Genomic DNA, 19,560 nt, shown 5'->3' with positions numbered 1-19,560 from the left:
TTATAGATAATCATAATTAAAATATTCAGGTTTTATGTGCTAACATCCAGAGTTTTGATAATCGAGACTCTTTATTGATAATGCTCTAAATGAAAAGTAAGAATGTCTTTAAGTGATTCATTAAAAGGAATACTGGGTAACCAACCTAATTGTTTCATTTTGGCAATATCTAGATTTAAATCGGTGCAATTGCCCGCTCGCGATATTGCTTGCATTGTTATTTGGATCCCTGCAATTTTCGAAAACTCCACAATCACCTCTTCTAAAGAATGTGTGACTCCAGTAGCGATATTGTACTTCTCCCCTGCTTTTCCCTTTTCAAATAAAATATGATAGGCCTTTAGTGCATCTCTAACATCAAGGAAATCTCGGCGGGCTGACAAATCATTAATTGTAAGGATTTTTTCTTGCACGCCATTTATCATGGCAGAAATTTGTCTTGCGATTATTGAACAAATTCCATTTGATTGTCCTGATCCAATCAAATTAGTTGGATTTACTATGACGATATCCATAGCAAATAAATCTGCCAATGAACATGAAAGAAGTGTTTGAATCGTTTTGCTTAGGCTGTAAGGATGCGGGGGGGATTTTGTTTTTGAGGAATCGATTTCTAATGCTGAACCAGCAATTACTACTTTAATATTTTTCCCTAAAGTCCGTATTGATTCTAGCAAATATAATGTGGACATCACATTAGATTCAAATGTTATAAGTGGTTCTTTCCATGACTTGTCGACTGAGTTTTGTCCTGCAAGATGTAAAACATAGTCAGGCTGATTGCTGTATATTAGATCCATCACTTGGTTCTTGCTAGTAAGTTCACATTTTATCACATTATAGTGGGATTCAAAGCCTGATCCTGTCATGGTTCTAACAACAGGAATAACCTGAAATCCCCTATCAGAAAAGTACTGACATGCATGTCTACCGGTAAATCCAGCTGCACCTGTAATCAGTATCTTTTCAGGTTTCACGAGATAAAGCCTCCATTAAGAAGCATTTGTCTGATCTCTTCTTTGGATATCAATGTTTGATCCGATCGATATATATTAAGAGAAACCTTTGGATATTTCAAATAACGTTCCGCCAAATCATTAATTTTTAATAAAGGTAGGATGACATAATACTGATCATCATAATTAACAGTATTTTCACTTTCATATTCGGAAAATAAAATTTCATGTAATTTTTCACCTGGCCGTACCCCAGTTTCTTCAATTATGACATTTTTCTTAGCTGAGGAATCAATAAGAACTTGGGCAAGATCCACAATTCTGCATGCAGGCATTTTCATAACAAATATTTCCCCGCCAACACTTTCTTTAGCCGCTTTAAATAGCAGTTTTACTGCATCTTCAATTGTTAAGAAAAAACGGGTCATATTGAAGTCGGTTATCTCAACTTTCGATTTTTCTTTAATTTGCTTTTGAAACAGAGGGACTACGCTTCCACTAGAACCGAGTACATTTCCCCCTCTAACACAAACAAACTTTGTCTTCAATCCAAGTATATTAGCGTGGATTGTTAATTTTTCCCCCATTGCTTTACTAAAACCATAAAAGTTAGAAGGATTAGCAACTTTATCTGTTGATACATAGATAACCTTTTTTACATCATTATGAATAGCTGCCTCTATCACATTTTGTGTCCCTATTACATTTGTTTTCAAAGCTTCATAGGGCTGTTCTTCACATACAGGAACATGCTTTAATGCAGCCAGATGGAAAACATAATCAACCCCTTTGCTTGCGGTTATTAATGTATCCATTTCTTTTATATCACCAATAAAAAAGGTGAGTTTTGGATTATTAAAAGTTCTTTTCATTTCAACCTGATTTGATTCGTTCCTTGAGAATATTCTGATCTCCTTTGGGCTTAATTGGAGCAACTGTTTTACCAGTTCTTGTCCCCAGGACCCGGTTCCTCCTGTAACCAAAACAGTGCTGTTATCAAACAACTTTATCAACTCCTCCTATTTAAAAATTCTCTCCCTTTAAAATATGTTAAATTCAAGGACATGCTCTATGTGTATCAACTAAACTTAGTAAAATAATTCAAAAATGTACTAATTACCTATCCTTTAAAAAATTGATAACAGGTATTTCTTCAGATTATGAACTATATTTTTAAAATTTTTCTCCATTAGGATTTTGTACAAGCCTTTTCCAAAAAAGTGAATTATATATAATATGGAGGTGATGAATGTGCCTACATTAAAATGGTTTACTTTTAACGAAGCACCACGTGGAAGCTTTTCCCTTCCCCTTACTTTACCAGCCGGCCAAGAATTTTTTCTGACTTCGATTGTTATGAATGGTATCCAGCCTGGAGATCGATTAGTTTTTAACGGTACTATTGGGTGGTCAGTAAATGCCGTTTTGCCAGGAGTATCTGAATTAATTATTAGAATCCGACTTGGAAGCGCTACTGGACCAGTTGTATTTGAGACTCGCGACAGTCTTTTCCTAACACTTAACACTGGAACTATTTTCGGAACTCAAACTACAGATATTACTCATGCTGAAATCTCAGCTGTTAATATGCCTACATTTGAAACATACTTTTTGAACGTAAGATTTGAGAGTGTTGTAGGTACAACAAGGATTGAGGGACCTGTTCATTTCAGCGGATCTTTAATTAGCTCATAAACGTTAACCAATAAGTTCAAACTTTAAGCCCGTTTACTAACAGGCTTAAAGTTTGAATTTAACCTGAAAAAGAAAAGTATACCATTTGTTTATTTGTCCCGTTCAGAATAAGGTGTCCTTACATATAATGACTTTATATTTGTTGCATTAGAAAATGTTCACTCTAACATTAGAATAAGGAACTTTCATTTTCAGAAAAACTTTTCACATTTTAGGAACAAAATTGTAACTCAAAAATTAGTAAAAATTCTGAAAGGAATGAGTACTTCTTTGAAAATACTGTTGGCTACCTATTGGTATATTCCTCATTTGGGCGGAGTTTGGCCATTGATGTGCCAAATCAAAGAAGGCCTGGAGTCATTGGGACATGATGTAGATATTTTAGGAAACTGTCAGGATGGTTCAGGCTATCATATTGTTAATAAAAATTTGGTAATAAAAAAAGACAGACTTCTTCCAATGCTGCAAACGACTTTGTACCCCAAATTAAGTCATGAGAAAAACACCGACCAAACGGGAAATAACCTCGAGGCAGATCGATATTATATGGAACATGCAGCAGCCTATTTTGGTTTGGAGCAGTATGACATTATTCATACACAGGATGTTATCTCCACACGGTGCCTAAGCAGGGTAAAGCCCAAAAAGACTCCATTGTTTGCGAGTATTCACGGAGCCATTGCAAGAGAAGTTATTCAATTTTATAAATTTACTAATCCTAAAGCAACAATTCAAGAAATAAAAAAAACACCTTATTGGAGGCACTATTGGGCGTTAGAACAATTGGGTACTAGTTCTGCAGACTTAATTCATACTTCTACCCAATGGACCAAGAATATTCTAATAAAAGATAATAATGTTTCAGAAAATAGAATAGTAACCTTTCCTTACGGAATAAATATTCAAAAATTCCTAGAGAAAATGAACAAACAACCTGATATTGTTCGTCCCCCAGAAAAGAAGGTTATTATATATACAGGAAGGTTAATACAATTAAAAGGCGTATATTTATTAATTGATGCACTATCTAAACTAAAAAAGGTTAGAAATGATTGGGTCTGTTGGGTTGTTGGTGAAGGCGATATGAAAAATAAGCTACAAAACCAATCAGCACACTTGGGTTTAAATGATAATGTAAAATTCTTAGGGGCACGAGACGATGTTCCTGCTTTATTGAACCAATCGGATATATTTGTTCTTCCAAGTTTACAGGACAATATGCCACTATCACTCATTGAAGCCCAAATTGCTGGCAATGCAGTCGTAATAAGTAATGCAGGAGGTATGCCCGAAATGGTACAACATGGCCAAACAGGTCTTGTTTTTCCATCGGGAGAAAGCGACCCAATGTTCCATCACTTAAATAATTTGTTAGAAAATGATCATCTACGAAAGACAATTGCCTTTAATACAAGACAATGGGCCTCAAAATACTGGTCTATTTATAGAATGACTGATCAGCTATTAACTATTTATAGAAATTTGATAAGCAATGCAAATGCAGCAAAATAAAAAGAAGGCACTTGAAACAGAGATTTTTTGAAGATACATTACCTGTCTTATTCAAGGGTTTAGCTTTGACGCATTTGACCTTACATCCAATGTAATGTATTAATCAGCCCCTTACTAAAACTTTGAGATTCACATATACCTTCAGTAAAAGAGGGACACAACATGAAAATCCTCATTACATCGTTAAAATATCCGGGGAAGATTGGAGTTACAACCTATATCGAACAACTCGTCCAGGGATTAAAACATCACGGGCATCATGTCGATCTTTTCTGTCATACTCCTTCCATAAAAAATGCAGGTAAATCTTCTCCATCACAAGCACAGATGATTACCGCTTATCAAAACGAGGCCTCCAAATTACCCTTTGCTAATTATGATATCATTCATGCTCAAGGAATTATACCTTCAGTAGCCATCTCAAGAATTAAGCCCCGGCATACACCATTAGTTGCATCATTACACGGCGCCCTCGCTTTTAACCAAGTCCTTAATGGAGCCTTAGCCCTAAATACCCCAGCTTGGCGGCAAAGCTTTGAAGCAGAATCCAAAGCAATCACATCAAGTGACATTTGTATTGTTGGTTCACAATGGTTAAAAAATGTTTTTTTTAAAGATTATAAGGTTGATATAAATCAACCATTTGGAATTGTACCATACGGAATTGATATTGAAGAGTTTATAAGGAAAATGCACCTGCCTTCCCACATTTCTCGACCGCTCAATAAGTTCATTATTGTTTGCACAGCCAGATTAGTTCCGTTAAAAGGCCATCAATATCTTTTAAATGCATTGGCGGAGCTAAAAAAGGTACGAAAGGATTGGGCCTGCTGGTTGATTGGAGGGGGACCGCTGCTTAATCAACTTAGGCAGCAGGTTAACAGACTGGGACTTTCTGGTGATGTAAAATTTCTAGGTAATCAAGAAAATGTCGCCTCTTTGTTAAAAATGGCAGATATGTTTGTTTTTCCAAGTTTACAGGATAATATGCCCTATGCGGTAATGGAGGCACAAATTGCTGGAATTCCGGTTGTTGTATCTGATGCTGGCGGAATCCCGGAAATGGTAAAAAATGGTGAGACAGGTTTAATTTTTCCAAAGCGAAATAGCCATTCTTTATTTCTAACCATCAGGAATCTAATGGAAAATCAACAATTTCGGGAATTTTTGGCAAAGAACGCATACAATTGGGCAATTGATCATTGGTCAATAACAAAAATGATCGAAAATACGATTGCTGAATATCATAGGGCTCTACAATTGAAAAATAAATAGGCGGAAATTGTAAAAACGGCAAACTATATATGAACAAACATAACAAAATTCCCCTCCGAATTTTAATTTCGCAGGGGATTTTTTTGCCCTGAATAGATAATATGATGTTCATCAAGTTATACACTTACATGTACTGGATATTTTACCTTTGCAGATTCAAAAAAGAATAGGAAGTGATTCGAGACATGCTACAAGCCACTTCCTGATTTTCCATTTTTTCTCGTTTAATTGTATTGTTGGGATAGATGTGGGATCAAAGTTAAACAACTTTTGTTAAAGACTTCTTTTCTTTAGCCTATACTAGAAATATAGAAAACATTTAAATGAAAACCGTTTAAACGCCCCCTCAAAATAGGATCTTAAAGTAGTTTTCTACTGCTTGTACAAATTTCAGAAACAAATGGTTCTTTTTAATAAATTTTGAATTCGATCTTCCTATAAAACTCCATACGATAAAAAAGTTGCTCTGGATCTCCTTGGAGGATTTAAATTTCAAACGATTTGAAAAGCCTATTCTAATATTCCTAACTAATTTTGCAAGTTTTCCTTAACCCATCTGTATAACTCTAGGTCAAGTTGATTTTTTTCTTCAATTAGCTTTATGATTTCTTCAGGGACATTTTCCTTTAAAGGTCGCTTCTTTGTAACGTTTTGCTTTGTATAATGGATATCCCCCCAATTAAACTTTTCCTTCATCAAGTTCATCGATTCATCAAACATTTCTGTTATTCCAATTACAGAAAAATAGTCCCTAAAATTATCCTTTGCCTTATTTAAATTAGCTCTTTTGGGATCGAATTCTCCAGAAACAATCCTTGTTTGCATATTATTGACAAAGTATTGGAAGTCCTTGTCATCTTGTGTTACAAATTCCTTTAAATTTACATTATCAATTTTTTTTTTAAATTCTTCCAAGGTATCAGTGTTTTTGTGTAAATAATAATATGCTGATATTACACGGTCGACAGGATCTCGGAGCATTGTTACATAGGTAAATGGCTTATGAACTAGCTTATGAATACCAAACGGATGATGACTAAGTAAACATTTTATATTTTCAGTTCTTACTCTGTACTCAATAGTCTCAAAACCGGTGTCGTGTTCAAAAGTATTTATTACTTCTTCGGGCATGTATTGATTTTTAATTATTGATCTTAATGTAATCCCTGCAGTTTTAGGAATATGCATAAAAATTAACACATGATCTTCGTATTTTTGTGACTTATCCACATAATCTCCCTCCTTTAAAATTTCTGTATAACTTATTAATTGAATATAAAGAGTTATTATAAATATATTAAAAATTTTAAGTTTTGCTATAGAGAAAATGACTTATTATTTTTTAAATGTGTATCTAAGGAACAATTGGCCCTTTTAATAGTTAGTTTCACTCATTATAGTGGAAAACCCATGAATATATGTATAATTTAGTAAAATAATAAAAAACTTAGGATTCACAAAAAGATGTATTTTTTAATTGTGAATCTCAAGTTTTTTTTTAAAATTCAAGGTGAACATTATCACTTTCCGGATTTACCCACACTTTCAAACTGATGAAATTAACTCACTATATTTTTCAAAAAGTCTACTTTCTGGGAATATTAAATTTAACGAATCACCACATTCATGGACAAATTGCAGTAAGGAATTAATCTCTGCCATTGTTAACCTTTTATTCCACAATTTATTTCGATTTCTATCAATTTTATTAATCATATTTCTTGGTAGATTAATAGGAAGACCTAAAAAGGACTGACACTCCGTTAAAACCTTTTCTGGATGCGAAATTAACTCTTCTTCCTTAATGATAAAGGCACGACCTGATGGCATGGTTTGAACAAATTCTGAAATGGCTTTATTTGTTTCGTACCAATATTCTGCTAAATATCTTACATCCCCTCCAGGAAAACAACGTTTACGATTGATGTTGGCTGGAATTCCATTAAAAAAACACCCCCAGCATCGCACCTCTGACTCCTTCTTTTCCGGCCAATAATGGATTTCTTTTCGGTTCAGGATTTTCTTTAAGCTTGCGGCTACACTTGGCATATCACGATAGATCCATATAAAACGAGCATTTGGGAATAAAGAATTTACGAATGGAAGTTTGTTACCAAGATGTGGGTTTTTATTTAGAAAAATTGAGGTATCTAAGTTTTTTGTTCCCTTATTTTTGATCATCTCCTGTAAAAATGCCCCTGATATTCTCTCCGCTTGCCCGGGTTTAACATCAGTCTCTTTTAAACACGGGCAAGTTCTGTCCCTTGTTTTCGGTGAGGCCATTGGAACATTCCCTGCCCGCGACCATACCATCCGTAATTCGAACGGGCAATGAATAACATTCGGGTGCATACCAAGTAAATCTGCCAGCATTGTTGTTCCGCTCCTCATACACCCTACCACGAACACTGGTTTATTGATTATTTTATTCAATTTAGTTCCTCCCTAAATGGTTGTGTGAAGGCACTCCTTCCCTCTGACCAATCAAATCATATTTATCTATTGTTAATATATAGTTCATGACTGGTAAATGTTCTTTTGAAGGCTTATGGTTTTTCCGTACATCCTAATAAATCGAGTAGGAAGGAGTGACTCGTTCTTTTTACATACTACTAAATCAAAATTTAGTTATGAGTTATTGGAGATAAATAAAAAACGTTCCTTACAAAATGTAAAAAACGTTTTTTGATCGTGACATTATACTACAGTTATTCCATGTAAAACATAGTTCCAAGTTGCATCATCATAGACGAGATTGGGAACTCTAACAGCACAAACTTGATTTAAGATCCAATTTAAATCACTTACACCCTGATGGCCCTCTACCGGCACGAGAATAAGGATGTTAAACGTACCTTTGACAATCCGGGACAAAATAGAATGCAGTTCGATTGCTTGTTCATAACTGCCTCCCCATCTCACGAATAGGACGGATTGACTATTTGTGATTTTTCCCATAAACCTTTCTATCCGATATTGAGTCTTATTTTTAAAAGCTGGATATGTTGCAGTCCAATCTTGGTTTGGTATTACAGGGAAATCATGATATGAAACAATATTATAAAATGTATCCTTTATAACATGGTTAATAGATGGTTGAAGATCAGTTCCATTATCCAGACCATGACCAGACCCATGTCCATGTAGTAAACGCATATTTTCTAATTCCATAAAACCCTTAAATCTATTCTTTAATAGCCGACTGACATCAGACAGAGATTCAGACACCATCCAGTCGATTGGTCCTGAAAATTTTCTTAAATTGTGATCTCTTAATTTCATGGCAGTATTACACGCAAAACCTAAACTAACAATTACATCATACTGTCCTTTAATCTGCTGTAAATTCAAATCATTCACTCCTCTCTTTTAAAAAGGTTTCACTCACAAAATTTAAAGTCCTCTTTATATATATAAAATTATCTTACAGAGCAAAGAAACATGTTAATTCATACGTTCTCCGTCCAGGATTTTTTAATCTCTACTCTAGTATATGAAGGGATATAGATAGTGATTTGATGAGTTATCTAATTGAGGATAATTTGCCCGCTTTAAGTGATTTTAAAAAGTTTGTATGAAATGAAGCTTTTGATGTTCTTACGTATGAAATAGACCATTTAAGATAATTCTTTGTGACATTTCAAGGTTTTCTTTCACAAGCCACAGTTCGTACTTACTGGTTTAGTCTTCTTGTTCCTGCATTGCCTTGTTCAAATAAAAAATAGCTTTTGAAATATGCTCCATTGCTTTACATATATCTGGATTCTTAGGATTATTCACCTTATTCCCCCTTTATATAGAACTTGTCCTTTATAAGGATAAAATTCATAAATACATAATGAATAACAAGAAAATATTTTTTTATTAGTTACTTCGTTATAATCCGTTATATTAACAATGTATTTGATTAAGACAGTTAATATCTTTAATGCTATAAACAATAAAATAAGGATTATAGTATATAATATTGAAAAAGGGAAATTTTGTTAGATTAACAACCTATTTTTTTAAAAATTTGTTGTCTGTCACAACTCCAAGATTGTAAGAAGTGTTTCCAAAAGTTAGTTGACAGTGATTTAAAATACTAAACCGTTATTATGGAAACTCCTTTAAAAAGTCTGACCTTAAATTAATTTATAAACCTCTGTTATTCCAGAATTTCCTAACGTGAGCTTTACGGTAGTAGTTAACCTATCCTCTGATAACCGGATATATGCTCTCTATTAACTCAAATAAGCTTAAAGGTATTCTTCGCTTTGTGTGGTTACGTATAGTATCCATGAATCGCTTCACTGACTTTTCCTTTGGAATTGCATAGATGTTCGGATGTTAGGTTGCTTTTTGATTTTATTGCTAGGAAGTTTAAGCCCTTTTCCTTGTTTAATCTTATATTCTAAAAATTTAAATCCCCATTTAATATGTTTAATTTGTTTTCTCAGGGTGGAGTGTTAAGCAGACTTTGGTTAATTTTTGTCTAACATTATTTAATACTTTCGCCGCTTTTATTAGGCTTACCGAGCTATGTCAGTCTCCTCGGGGATGGATTTACACCATCTGGGATTGATATTCATTATCTTTATTCAGTCGTTTTATCGAAATGACGTCACTGTCTTGTAATGAAAAGAAGAGTGTTGACTCAGTCAACACTCCATGCGACTGCTCATCGCACAAAAAGAGGCCAAATGTCCTATTTCTTTGACATAGTTTGTTCTTTTAATCTATTTTGCCAACACATCAATTATTTTTTCCATTCTTAAAATTAGGCCTCGATGGGTGTTTCACCATCACCTGTGGGGAGACGAGTTTAGTTGCGTACTTTCCGTCCCCAGTCTTTACAGGTCTACCGTGGAATAAGCCGTTAGATGAAAATCGTTTATTAAATTCATGGCATAGACACATAGATTTAACCACCTCACTTTCTTAAGATATTATATTAAAACCATTAACTACTGCTTGTACGGATCTACTATTAGATTTTAATTTTAAGGTTTTTGAAAATGAATATTGATTTATTCCGATCTGCTTAGGCTTAAGCTTGTTTTGCCAAAATGCCCTCTCCGATTATTTAATTAACTCATAAATTAAAATGAGACCTTTTTTCATTCAACTTATGATGTTAAAGCTTTAAGAAAGGAGAATTTCTTCAGGTGGGACATGATATAAAACCTATTAACATCTCAAAAGACAGGCTTTTGAAGTTATTAATGGATGCTCACGACACCGGAAATAATAGACAAAATATGACCTTGAAAAGTATGCTGAAATACCTGGAAAGTAAATTAATAAATTAATCAAGATATTTTATAGATAATAGAAAGGATGGTAGCGATGATTCTCCCACACGGAGGAACATTAGTTCAAAGAATAGCAGACCTAAAACAAGCAAAATACTTTAAAGAAATGGGTTCCCATTTGCCTTCAATCTATATTGATTCATGGACCTTATCCGACCTTGAGCTTATTGCAACCGGTGCATTCAGTCCTTTAACCGGATTTACTGGCAAAAAGGACTATCAAAGTATCTTAAAAAATATGCGATTTTCAAATGGGACAGTTTGGACAATTCCGATTACTCTCCCTGTAACGAACGAAGAAGCAGAACAGCTGGAAATTGGAATGGAGATAGGTTTAAAAGGTTTAGATAAAAACCTTTACGGAGTTCTAAAATTGGATGAAAAATACAACTATAACAAACAAGAAGAGGCAGAACAAATTTATGGAACTACAGACCTGAATCATCCCGGGGTGCAAAAACTATTCCAAAAAGGAGACATTTATTTGGCCGGTCCGATTCTAATGGTCGAACGTCCTCCCCATTGTCCGTTTGAAAAATACTTTAACGATCCAATCGACATTCGGAAGGCTTTCCAAGATAGAGGCTGGCAAACAATCGTCGGATTTCAAACCCGCAATCCAATTCACAGGGCTCATGAGTACATTCAAAAAACCGCTCTTGAAATAACAGATGGCCTGTTGATCCACCCGCTGATTGGTGAAACGAAAAAGGATGATATTCCTGCCAATCTTCGAATGCAAAGCTATCAAGTTCTTTTGGACAAATATTATCCAATGGACAGGGTCATGCTTTCTGTTTATCCAGCGGCTATGAGATATGCAGGTCCCAGGGAAGCCGTATTCCATGCGATTGTGCGGAAAAATTATGGTTGTACACATTTTATTGTCGGCAGAGACCATGCCGGTGTAGGAAATTATTATGGAACATATGATTCACAAAAGATTTTTGAAAATTTCACAAAAGAGGATTTAGAAATTGAGATTCTAAAATTTGAACATTCCTTTTTTTGCACAAAATGCGAGAGTATGTGCACTTCCAAAACCTGCCCTCATGAAAAGGAATCTCACTTTTATTTAAGTGGGACAAAGGTCAGGCAAATGTTGCGAAACGGCGTATACCCGCCAAAGGAGTTTTCCCGTCCTGAGGTAGTTGAAATCTTAATGAACGGAATGAACCAAGATGAATCATAACGCTTTGCCATTTTCAAACTATGGAGAAAAATGAATATGACTAAGTAAATCGCATTTGTGCTAATTACCATTGTCTATGACTCTAACAATTGTTTATTCTGTTTGGTTCTTATTGGTTTTTTAAAAGAAAGGTGATCGGCCTGAAATCTAAGAATATTACATGGCATATTGGAAATATATCTAAAAAAACGCGCCTGAAAGCATACGGACACAAAAGTGTTGTCATTTGGTTTACTGGCCTATCAGGATCTGGAAAGTCGACTTTAGCTGCTGAAATTGAAGAGAGATTGTTTACCCAGGGAGTGAAAACCTATCGCTTGGACGGAGATAACGTTCGGTTTGGCTTAAATGAAGATCTTGGTTTTTCTAAAGCAGATATGAAGAACCGGAAAAACCAGAAATTATTGTGGAAACCGATAAGTTTCCCCTCGAAAAATGTGCGGAACAAATTCTTCTGTATTTAAAAGTTAAAAAAAAGTTAAAAACTATATAACATAGTTCTGCAAAACAAAATAACTAACGGTTCTCAGTCTCCCAATTAAAATTTATCAAAGAATCGTCCCAGCGGATTGGTTTTCATCAGGATGATCTCTGTTATAGGATTCCGTTGTAAAGTAAATGATCGTGGCAGGCTTTTGGCCAAGTACACGGTAACCACGCGCGACTCCTTTTGGAATAAGGAGCATAACCGGATTTTCCTCACCCAAATAATACACATCCGTTTCCCCATGGGTGGACGGATCTTCCCCTAGATCATAAAGTACAACTTGTGCATTGCCGGAAGGAAAAAACCATAGATCATCTTGTTTTTCGTGATAATGAAACGCCTTAATAACACCTTGATAGCTCATCGACCATGAGGCCTGACCAAATCTTGTCAATAGTTCAGGTTCATCGTCACGAACAAGTTCTGCAAAAAAGCCGCGATCATCACAATGTTTTGTAAGTCGTTTTAATCTCACTCCTTCAATCATTTATAACTCTCCTTTCGTATATATTCCTGTAAGGCATCTTTCCAATGTCTGGGGGCTTAACATCCTCTCTCATTAAAGCGTGATGCTCCAAAACCGAATAACGTGGACTTGGTGCAAGAGCCCCGTACCCCTCAGTTGTTATTGGTTTGACCAAATTTGGACTCTCCCCTGCTTCTTTGAAAATCGTTCTTGCAAATGAGAACCATGAACATTCCCCTGAATTGGATACATGATAAATACCGGTTTTTTTATTTATTAAAATGATTATCCCACTAGCTCAGAATAGGTAATCGTCTTTGTAGATGCACAGAGTATCCCTAAACGGCTAAACTATTTACCTTTGAATTTTCTTCGATTAAATCGATAACAAAATTCGTCTAAATAGGCTTGAAGATGCTTTTATTTTATGTTTGGAAAAGAAACAACGGGATTACCAAAAGATTTACTAGAAAAAAATAAAGATCATTTTTTGAGAATACCAATGAATGATAATGTTCGTTCACTGAACCTTTCGAATACTGCTGCTATATTGGTGCATGGGGCTTTGCGCCAGCAAGGATATCCCAATTTAAAATAAAAAAATCTTCCATCTTGGAAGATTTTTTGTTTGCTTTTCCATACAAAAATATTGTGCTTTTTAAAGTAAATTGCCCCGTTAGGATCACACACTACTCGGACATCCTTGTTCAGAAGAATACATATCTTGAACAAGTGAATAGATAAATGAAAAATCTATAGGAGCTTCTATCTTGTGAACCAAATGGCCCGCAAGAGTGCTACAGTCGCTGACCGTAGCCTAGAATGGAATCAATCTCCATACATACAAAAAGCCCTAAGGGCTTTTTGCAAAACAATTCCGTATATATCTGGCTTTCGTTATCATGACTGATTAACTGTTTATTTTCTTCCAGCCATCTTACTTGTTTGTCCATTTAATCCGATCGTTTCACCTTCATAGTCTATGCTGGTAAAAACGACATTCCCGCATATTTACCAGGCAATTTCTTCTCCACGATAAACAATGATATTCAACGGATAATCCCCAAATCTGTTGTCATTTATCCAAACGGTTATATTCTCTGGTAAGGGCACGCCTTTCTTTCGCTAAATATTTCGCATACAGGATCGTATTTTTCGCTACATCCAATTCAACACTATAGATATTAGGCGGACCTGGTCTCCAGTTGACTTCAAAAAGCCATAGTTTTTGGTCTTCATCAATTCCGACGTCAATTCCTAATTCATCCAATACATGGTCATATAATGAATCAAAATGGTTGGAAAAACTAAGCGAAAAATATTCAAGATACCTTTTAATATCATACCAGTAGTTATCAAACTCTGTTTGTAGGAAAACATCTAGGTACGTGCTATAACCGCCGCTGCCCATATTCGATGTAATGGTCCCCAAACGCCCGATCCTTGGATATATTGAAGTAATGACCCATTTTCCTTCTCCATTTTTTTGAACATGGAGCCGGAAATCAAACACATGACCCGTTTTGGTTTTGCTTGTAATAAACTGTTGAACGACGTAATCTTGTTCTTCTATTTTATCGGATAACAAGTCTAACAATTGTTTTTCATTCCTCGTTGAGATGATTCCTGCCTCATTGATTCTGTACTGGTTTCCATCCTTTTCGATATACACAATGCCACTGCCTTGATGTCCGGTTTGCGGTTTCAAAATCACTTTTTCATACCGCGTCATCATGTCAAAAAAGACCTGTTCGTCCGTTAATTCATAAAAAGGAATAAGATACTGTTCAAATTCTTTCGCCCGATTAATCCGGTTATAAACACTTAATTTATCTCCGATCGAATGACTGGTAAACGGAATCCTATCATACAAATAATCAACGATTTGTTCCGCTTTTTCACTTACCGGAGCACTTGCATTATAAATCGCGTCAGGAAATGGAAATTCCTTTTCAATCCACTGCCCATTTTCATATGCTTTTCCTAAAATTTTTTCCTGTTCAATATTGACCTTCCCTGGGGTAAAGTAAAAAAAGTCAACACCTTCTGCTTTTGCTACAGCAGCATAAGCATATGCCTTTTTTACATGGTTTGGATCTGCTCGATGATGAAGCATGCCGATTAACGTCATAATACTTTTTCTCTCCCTAGAATTTTTGTTCAATCTCTAATAGTTCACGATCAACTAGCGCATTGAATGATGGAAATGATTTTGGTTTCGATTTTGATCGTAAAATCCGTCTTTTCTAATTGATACGTGTCAAGGATAGAGTCTGCTAGATGTCCGTTTTCATTTAGAGGACGCAATAAAGATAAACAAATAAAAGAACCTTCTTTTAAATGTTCAATACGGAAAAAACTCGTTTTAAAAGGTCCAAATGAATCAGGAATGCAATGACTGATATTCCATAAGCGGAAAATGATTCTGATGACAAGGAAGAATACAAGAGGATAGGAATGGTATCCACTTCTATATCATTAGGGGCAAGCAAGCCTGCGTTGAAATCCTTTTGTTTTGCAGACATATTCTGCTTTTCCAAAATTGATTTTAGTTTGAAATATACGCTCTTTTCCGTTTTTATATATCATAGTCATGATTTATCTCTCCCAATGTTTAAATCGGTTCAAGGTAGAAACGTATCTCGCTGGCTGCTTTCTTGGCAATATTTTTCGATTCTTCTTTATCATTTGAGGATGCCAACACGTAACCGCAACGATCCCCCATTGATAAAGGCGGACGCAATATCTTTCCTTGCCTTGGTTTTATATACACCTCATCTACGCCTGGATAGTTAGAACTCCGGTTTTTCCCTGTTACCTTAATTAATTTTCCTTTCATATCAACGGTTAAATAATGGGCATATACATACTTGCTGTGTTTTTTCGCAAGGCGGGGCGCGTTCCCTAACATTAATTGAATCGTTTCTTCCGCCAAATTAATTCCATAACCGACCTCAATTATTCGATTCATCGCTCCGCCCGAGATTCTTGGGTTGATTTCGATTAATTTCCACGCACCATTGACGTGGCGCATCTCTAAGTGACAGGCACCGTTTTTCATTTGAAAAGCCTTTACGATTGTGTTTACCGCTTCAAAGATGCTGTCGTAAAAATGTTGTTTGGGATCCGGCAATAAACAATATCCGGTAACAATAAACCTCTCGAAAAACGTAATCTCTTGTTCAATGACAGCGATGATATGAACATTCCCATTGTGAACTAACACTTCAAACAAATATTGGGGTCCTGGTAGATACTCCTCTAGTAGAATCTGTTCAGTTTTTATCAGTAATTTTTTCATGGCTTGCTTTAATTCGTTTTCGTCATTTGCCAACAGAACATCTTTTGAACCGGCGGAGACGGGTGATTTTACAATAAGAGGCAAATGTCTCTTTTGTTCTTCAATAAAGTCCTCTAAGGAATCATCCGATGTATAAATGGCATAATGGGGAGACACTGGGAGGTCTTTGAGTGTTTCTCGGGTTAATACTTTATCTTCCATTTTTAAAATGGGATCAGGCGAGACAACACTGTGACAAAATTCCTTTGATAAAACGAATGCCAAATGAACAAAAGGATCAATAAAACTGAAAATGCCTTTTATTTTTTTACCTTGTTTTTCTAGCTTGATGATGTTTTTTTTTAATGTTTTGTAATCGAATGATTCGACTAAAATCATCTGATGGACATCGGGGAATTCGGTTCTTTGATCAATGAAAGTTTGTTTTTTCGTCAATAACACGGTAAAAAAGCCGAGGCGTTCCGCTGCTTTGATTGCTTCTCTGCTTGACCCCGATTTATTTGTTTCGATAAAGACAATCGTTCGCATCTTTTTCATCCTATCTTTGTGTTTTAATGAATGATTCTCTTCAACAATATATGTCTTAAGACAAGCGTGGACTGGACAAACATCATGATGTTCCATAATTTTTTGAGAAAAGGCGCAGACGAAACGGGAATCTGTTCGATTGCTTATCAGGATATTTTTTATGCTTTATTCAAGACGTTTGTCATACCCATAGACGACAATGGAAAATGGGAATAGCAAAAAAAGCCGCCTAAAGGCAGCTTTTTTCTCTTATTTAACCACTTAAATATTCGATGACATCATCGAAGTCTTGATCGTTTCCGCCTGTTTTGAAATAAACAATGTCATTTGGCTTTAGAAATGAATCAAAAAACCGCTTCATTTCATCTGCCTCTGAAAAATGATATACATTTCGTTGATTGACTCCTGCCTCTATGGCCGGCTTTTCAAAATCTCTTGCAATGAATCCTTTGGTGATGAGAACATCGATCCCCAAATCACCAAGTAGACGCCCCGCCTTTTCGTATTCTTCATTTCCATATTTTCCGAGTGCTGCCATTCTTCCAATAACCACAATTTTTCTTTGAGACAGCGACGCCATACGGGTTAATGTTTCTAAGCCTGCTTTTAAGGAAGCGGGATTGGACTTCCAAGTATCATCCACCAACGTAACGCCATTTCGTCCTTCAATGATTTCAAAATGGGATCTCATGTGACGAAAAGAGGATAACCTCTTTAAAGCATAGCCAATATCGACTCCTAAGGTTGCAGCAGCGGTTATGGAAGCAACAGCATTATATACATTATGCTCACCAAGGCTCGGTATATATCCTTTGAATATCATTTGCTTATGCTTCATCAAAAACGTCATGCCGGATGAATTGTATTCAACCTCCTTAATCCTGAAAGTAGCATCCCTATTTTTCCCGAACGTAATGATTTCTCCCTTGAATTTAGATGTATCGATGGTGGAGAGATAGCGGTCGTCTTCATTTAGAATGAGAATCCCCTTATTATTCATCCCTTCCATGATTTTTGCCTTTTCTGCCAGATAATCATCAAACGATCGAATTTTATCCGTGTGATCCACATCAATCATGGTGATCATACCAATCGTCGGGTAAAAATACTTGCAGGACTCCGTCATATCTCCTCTTTTCGATACCGCTGTTTCAAACACCGCCACATCCGTATCTTCATTAATTCCCATTAAATAATCGAGGTTGTAATAATCCGCATTTTTGCTCCCTATTGTTGCCTGTACATTGTGTGTTTCTTTCAAAATGTGTTTAAGCATTTCTTTTGTCGTAGACTTTCCGCATGTACCGGTAATAGCAACGACAGGAATGGAAAAAAGATGACGGTAATACGAAGTGAATTGAAAGAAAGAATCTTCAATATCTTCTACCATAATGATTTGCTCAGGCTTTAATTTTTCCACACCAGAAAAAGGTGTATCTGTCACGATGAATACATTCTGGTATTTCTTTATTGATTCAACAGGAAACTCTCTGTTTGTCCAATGAAAATAGACCGTATAACTTTCAATATCCCATCTGTCATATGTGACATGACGGATCTGTATTCCTTTTTGTTTTTCATTCGTTTGAATGTTCATCGCAGCTAAAACATTTTCCAATAATAATGTCTTCAAAGATGTCCCTCCTAAGTTTTTTTAAATAGGAATCCCTCCAAACTGTTAGCCTGTGATTATATTTTTGCTCCCTTCTTTTGCATGCGGGATTATTGTAAATTATTCCAAAAAGGTGGAGAATGCTTGTACAAACATGCTACCGAGAATAAAAAATATAGCGGTTTTTTATTGCCTGTTCTATTAAAAACGAACAGAATTGCTCCAAATATCGTTTTCTTTTATTAGACTTGATAAATGGTTCAAGTAAACAAAAAAGAGACTTAATTCGCCTCACAAAAAAGGCGGGTCTGATCTTACCAGTACAAATACCTTTTTTATCACAAAACCTATAATACAGTTGTACTAAGAATTTTGAGGAATTTGGACGAGTGCAATTCAATCCCTTGTTTGTAGTGGATAGCGTAACGGTGGCCTACCGTGGAGAAGATCCGATTGGCATTTATGAATGTAGCATTCGTCCAGGGGAATTGCTTTCTAACTTCCTCTTCGGTTCCCAAAAGAGCAGTGGGATGCTGGCATTGAAGACACTTGAATACCACCCGACGAAACAAAAATACCATAAGCGGTTATCACGATATTTATCCTGGCAATGGAGGATTCACCAAAAGAGTGCGGATTATCTTAGGGCTTATCATATTGGTGGAGATAAAGGGTTGTTAAAGGTCATGAATTTGGATGTGAGTCCTCGATATGGTTCAAGGATCAAGGAACAATTTGAAGAAATACTGGACTACCGGTCTATCGGGTTCTGGAAAATCAACTTTAGCTGCAAAAATTGAAGAAACAATGTTTAAGCAAGGAGTAAAAACCTATCGCTTGGACGGAGATAACGTTCGGTTTGGCTTAAATGAAGATCTTGGTTTTTCTAAAGCAGACAGAAAAGAAAATATAAGGAGAATCAGAGAAGTTTCAAAAATGTTTGTTGATGCCGGAACCGTTACCTTAACATCTTTTATTTCTCCTTATAAAACAGACCGGAGGAGGGTAAGAAATTTGCTTGAAAACGGTGAATTCATAGAAGTATATGTAAAGTGTGACCTCAAAGTTTGGGAAAATGAGACCAAAAAGGACTTTATAAGAAAGCACGAAATGGGAAATTCAAGGATTTACCGGTATAGATGATCCTTATGAAGAACCGGAAAAACCAGAAATTATTGTGGAAACCGATAAGTTTTCCCTCGAAAAATGTGCGGAACAAATTCTTCTGTATTAAAAGTTAAA

General features: G+C 35.6%; 15 protein-coding genes and 4 pseudogenes. 8 read left to right on the top strand and 11 right to left on the bottom strand.

The features are described 5' to 3' along the window. Window positions 1-71: 71 nt before the first annotated feature. Together JN080_RS25020 and JN080_RS25015 are read right to left on the bottom strand one after the other, a co-directional pair. Window positions 72-977, bottom strand: a complete 906-nt coding sequence (locus tag JN080_RS25020; RefSeq protein WP_256238678.1) for an NAD-dependent epimerase/dehydratase family protein — start codon at window positions 975-977, stop codon at window positions 72-74. Then, the gene (locus JN080_RS25015; protein ID WP_256238677.1) at window positions 974-1,960 is read right to left on the bottom strand and encodes a polysaccharide biosynthesis protein; all 987 of its coding nucleotides are present in this window, start codon (window positions 1,958-1,960) and stop codon (window positions 974-976) included. The genes JN080_RS25020 and JN080_RS25015 overlap by 4 nt, the downstream gene beginning before the upstream one ends. A 247-nt stretch (window positions 1,961-2,207) precedes the next feature. On the opposite strand from JN080_RS25015, the gene JN080_RS25010 reads away from it, so the two are divergent. The 3 genes from JN080_RS25010 to JN080_RS25000 all read left to right on the top strand — a co-directional run bounded on the left by JN080_RS25010 (window position 2,208) and on the right by JN080_RS25000 (window position 5,438). After that, on the top strand, window positions 2,208-2,651 hold the full coding sequence (locus JN080_RS25010) for a hypothetical protein (protein WP_256238676.1): 444 nt from the start codon (window positions 2,208-2,210) through the stop codon (window positions 2,649-2,651). A gap of 258 nt (window positions 2,652-2,909) precedes the next feature. Further along, a complete protein-coding gene (locus tag JN080_RS25005) occupies window positions 2,910-4,163 on the top strand; it encodes a glycosyltransferase family 4 protein (RefSeq protein WP_256238675.1) in 1,254 nt (417 codons plus the stop codon). A gap of 162 nt (window positions 4,164-4,325) precedes the next feature. Beyond that, window positions 4,326-5,438 (top strand): glycosyltransferase family 4 protein, encoded by a 1,113-nt coding sequence (locus JN080_RS25000; protein ID WP_256238674.1) that lies wholly within the window; start codon window positions 4,326-4,328, stop codon window positions 5,436-5,438. A 528-nt stretch (window positions 5,439-5,966) separates the two neighbouring features. Here JN080_RS25000 and JN080_RS24995 read toward each other — a convergent pair. From JN080_RS24995 to JN080_RS24985, 3 genes are all read right to left on the bottom strand, one after another. Continuing rightward, window positions 5,967-6,668, bottom strand: a complete 702-nt coding sequence (locus tag JN080_RS24995) for a sulfotransferase family 2 domain-containing protein (protein ID WP_256238673.1) — start codon at window positions 6,666-6,668, stop codon at window positions 5,967-5,969. Window positions 6,669-6,983: 315 nt separating this feature from the next. After that, window positions 6,984-7,871 (bottom strand): sulfotransferase family protein, encoded by an 888-nt coding sequence (locus JN080_RS24990; protein ID WP_256238672.1) that lies wholly within the window; start codon window positions 7,869-7,871, stop codon window positions 6,984-6,986. Window positions 7,872-8,135: 264 nt separating this feature from the next. Beyond that, on the bottom strand, window positions 8,136-8,789 hold the full coding sequence (locus JN080_RS24985; protein WP_256238671.1) for a DUF1796 family putative cysteine peptidase: 654 nt from the start codon (window positions 8,787-8,789) through the stop codon (window positions 8,136-8,138). Between the two features lie 1,968 nt (window positions 8,790-10,757). Here JN080_RS24985 and sat point away from each other — a divergent pair. Together sat and JN080_RS24975 are read left to right on the top strand one after the other, a co-directional pair. Further along, window positions 10,758-11,924: a sulfate adenylyltransferase gene (gene sat / locus JN080_RS24980; RefSeq protein ID WP_256238670.1), complete on the top strand. Its 1,167-nt coding sequence runs from the start codon at window positions 10,758-10,760 to the stop codon at window positions 11,922-11,924. Window positions 11,925-12,064: 140 nt separating this feature from the next. After that, window positions 12,065-12,301, top strand: a pseudogene (locus tag JN080_RS24975) (adenylyl-sulfate kinase); the annotation flags it as partial. Between the two features lie 139 nt (window positions 12,302-12,440). Here the strand turns inward: JN080_RS24975 and JN080_RS24970 are convergent. Both JN080_RS24970 and JN080_RS30040 read right to left on the bottom strand, forming a co-directional pair. Next, window positions 12,441-12,898 (bottom strand): annotated as a pseudogene (locus JN080_RS24970) (dTDP-4-dehydrorhamnose 3,5-epimerase family protein). Continuing rightward, window positions 12,891-13,136 (bottom strand): sugar nucleotide-binding protein, encoded by a 246-nt coding sequence (locus JN080_RS30040; protein ID WP_375141767.1) that lies wholly within the window; start codon window positions 13,134-13,136, stop codon window positions 12,891-12,893. The pseudogene JN080_RS24970 and the gene JN080_RS30040 overlap by 8 nt, the downstream one beginning before the upstream one ends. A gap of 162 nt (window positions 13,137-13,298) precedes the next feature. Between JN080_RS30040 and JN080_RS24965 the strand changes: the two are divergent. After that, window positions 13,299-13,475 (top strand): annotated as a pseudogene (locus JN080_RS24965) (tRNA (cytidine(34)-2'-O)-methyltransferase); the annotation flags it as partial. A 477-nt stretch (window positions 13,476-13,952) separates the two neighbouring features. Here the strand turns inward: JN080_RS24965 and JN080_RS24960 are convergent. From JN080_RS24960 to JN080_RS24945, 4 genes are all read right to left on the bottom strand, one after another. Continuing rightward, complete coding sequence (locus JN080_RS24960; protein ID WP_256238669.1) at window positions 13,953-15,008, bottom strand: YheC/YheD family endospore coat-associated protein; 1,056 nt, start codon at window positions 15,006-15,008, stop codon at window positions 13,953-13,955. A 205-nt stretch (window positions 15,009-15,213) separates the two neighbouring features. Continuing rightward, window positions 15,214-15,402, bottom strand: coding sequence for a hypothetical protein (locus tag JN080_RS24955; protein ID WP_256238668.1), 189 nt, complete (start codon window positions 15,400-15,402; stop codon window positions 15,214-15,216). 89 nt (window positions 15,403-15,491) lie between these two features. After that, window positions 15,492-16,706, bottom strand: coding sequence for an ATP-grasp domain-containing protein (locus JN080_RS24950; RefSeq protein ID WP_256238667.1), 1,215 nt, complete (start codon window positions 16,704-16,706; stop codon window positions 15,492-15,494). A 253-nt stretch (window positions 16,707-16,959) separates the two neighbouring features. Then, a complete protein-coding gene (locus JN080_RS24945; protein ID WP_256238666.1) occupies window positions 16,960-18,339 on the bottom strand; it encodes a UDP-N-acetylmuramoyl-tripeptide--D-alanyl-D-alanine ligase in 1,380 nt (459 codons plus the stop codon). Window positions 18,340-18,707: 368 nt separating this feature from the next. Between JN080_RS24945 and JN080_RS24940 the strand changes: the two genes are divergently transcribed. Together JN080_RS24940 and cysC are read left to right on the top strand one after the other, a co-directional pair. Then, window positions 18,708-19,118 (top strand): hypothetical protein, encoded by a 411-nt coding sequence (locus JN080_RS24940; RefSeq protein WP_256238665.1) that lies wholly within the window; start codon window positions 18,708-18,710, stop codon window positions 19,116-19,118. Continuing rightward, window positions 19,030-19,552 (top strand): annotated as a pseudogene (gene cysC, locus JN080_RS24935) (adenylyl-sulfate kinase). The gene JN080_RS24940 and the pseudogene cysC overlap by 89 nt, the downstream one beginning before the upstream one ends. The last annotated feature ends 8 nt before the right edge of the window (window positions 19,553-19,560 follow it).

The organism is Bacillus sp. EB600 (genome assembly GCF_024494385.1).
Lineage (GTDB): Bacteria > Bacillota > Bacilli > Bacillales > Cytobacillaceae > JAEVLT01.
This window is presented reverse-complemented; position numbering and strand designations above follow the sequence as displayed.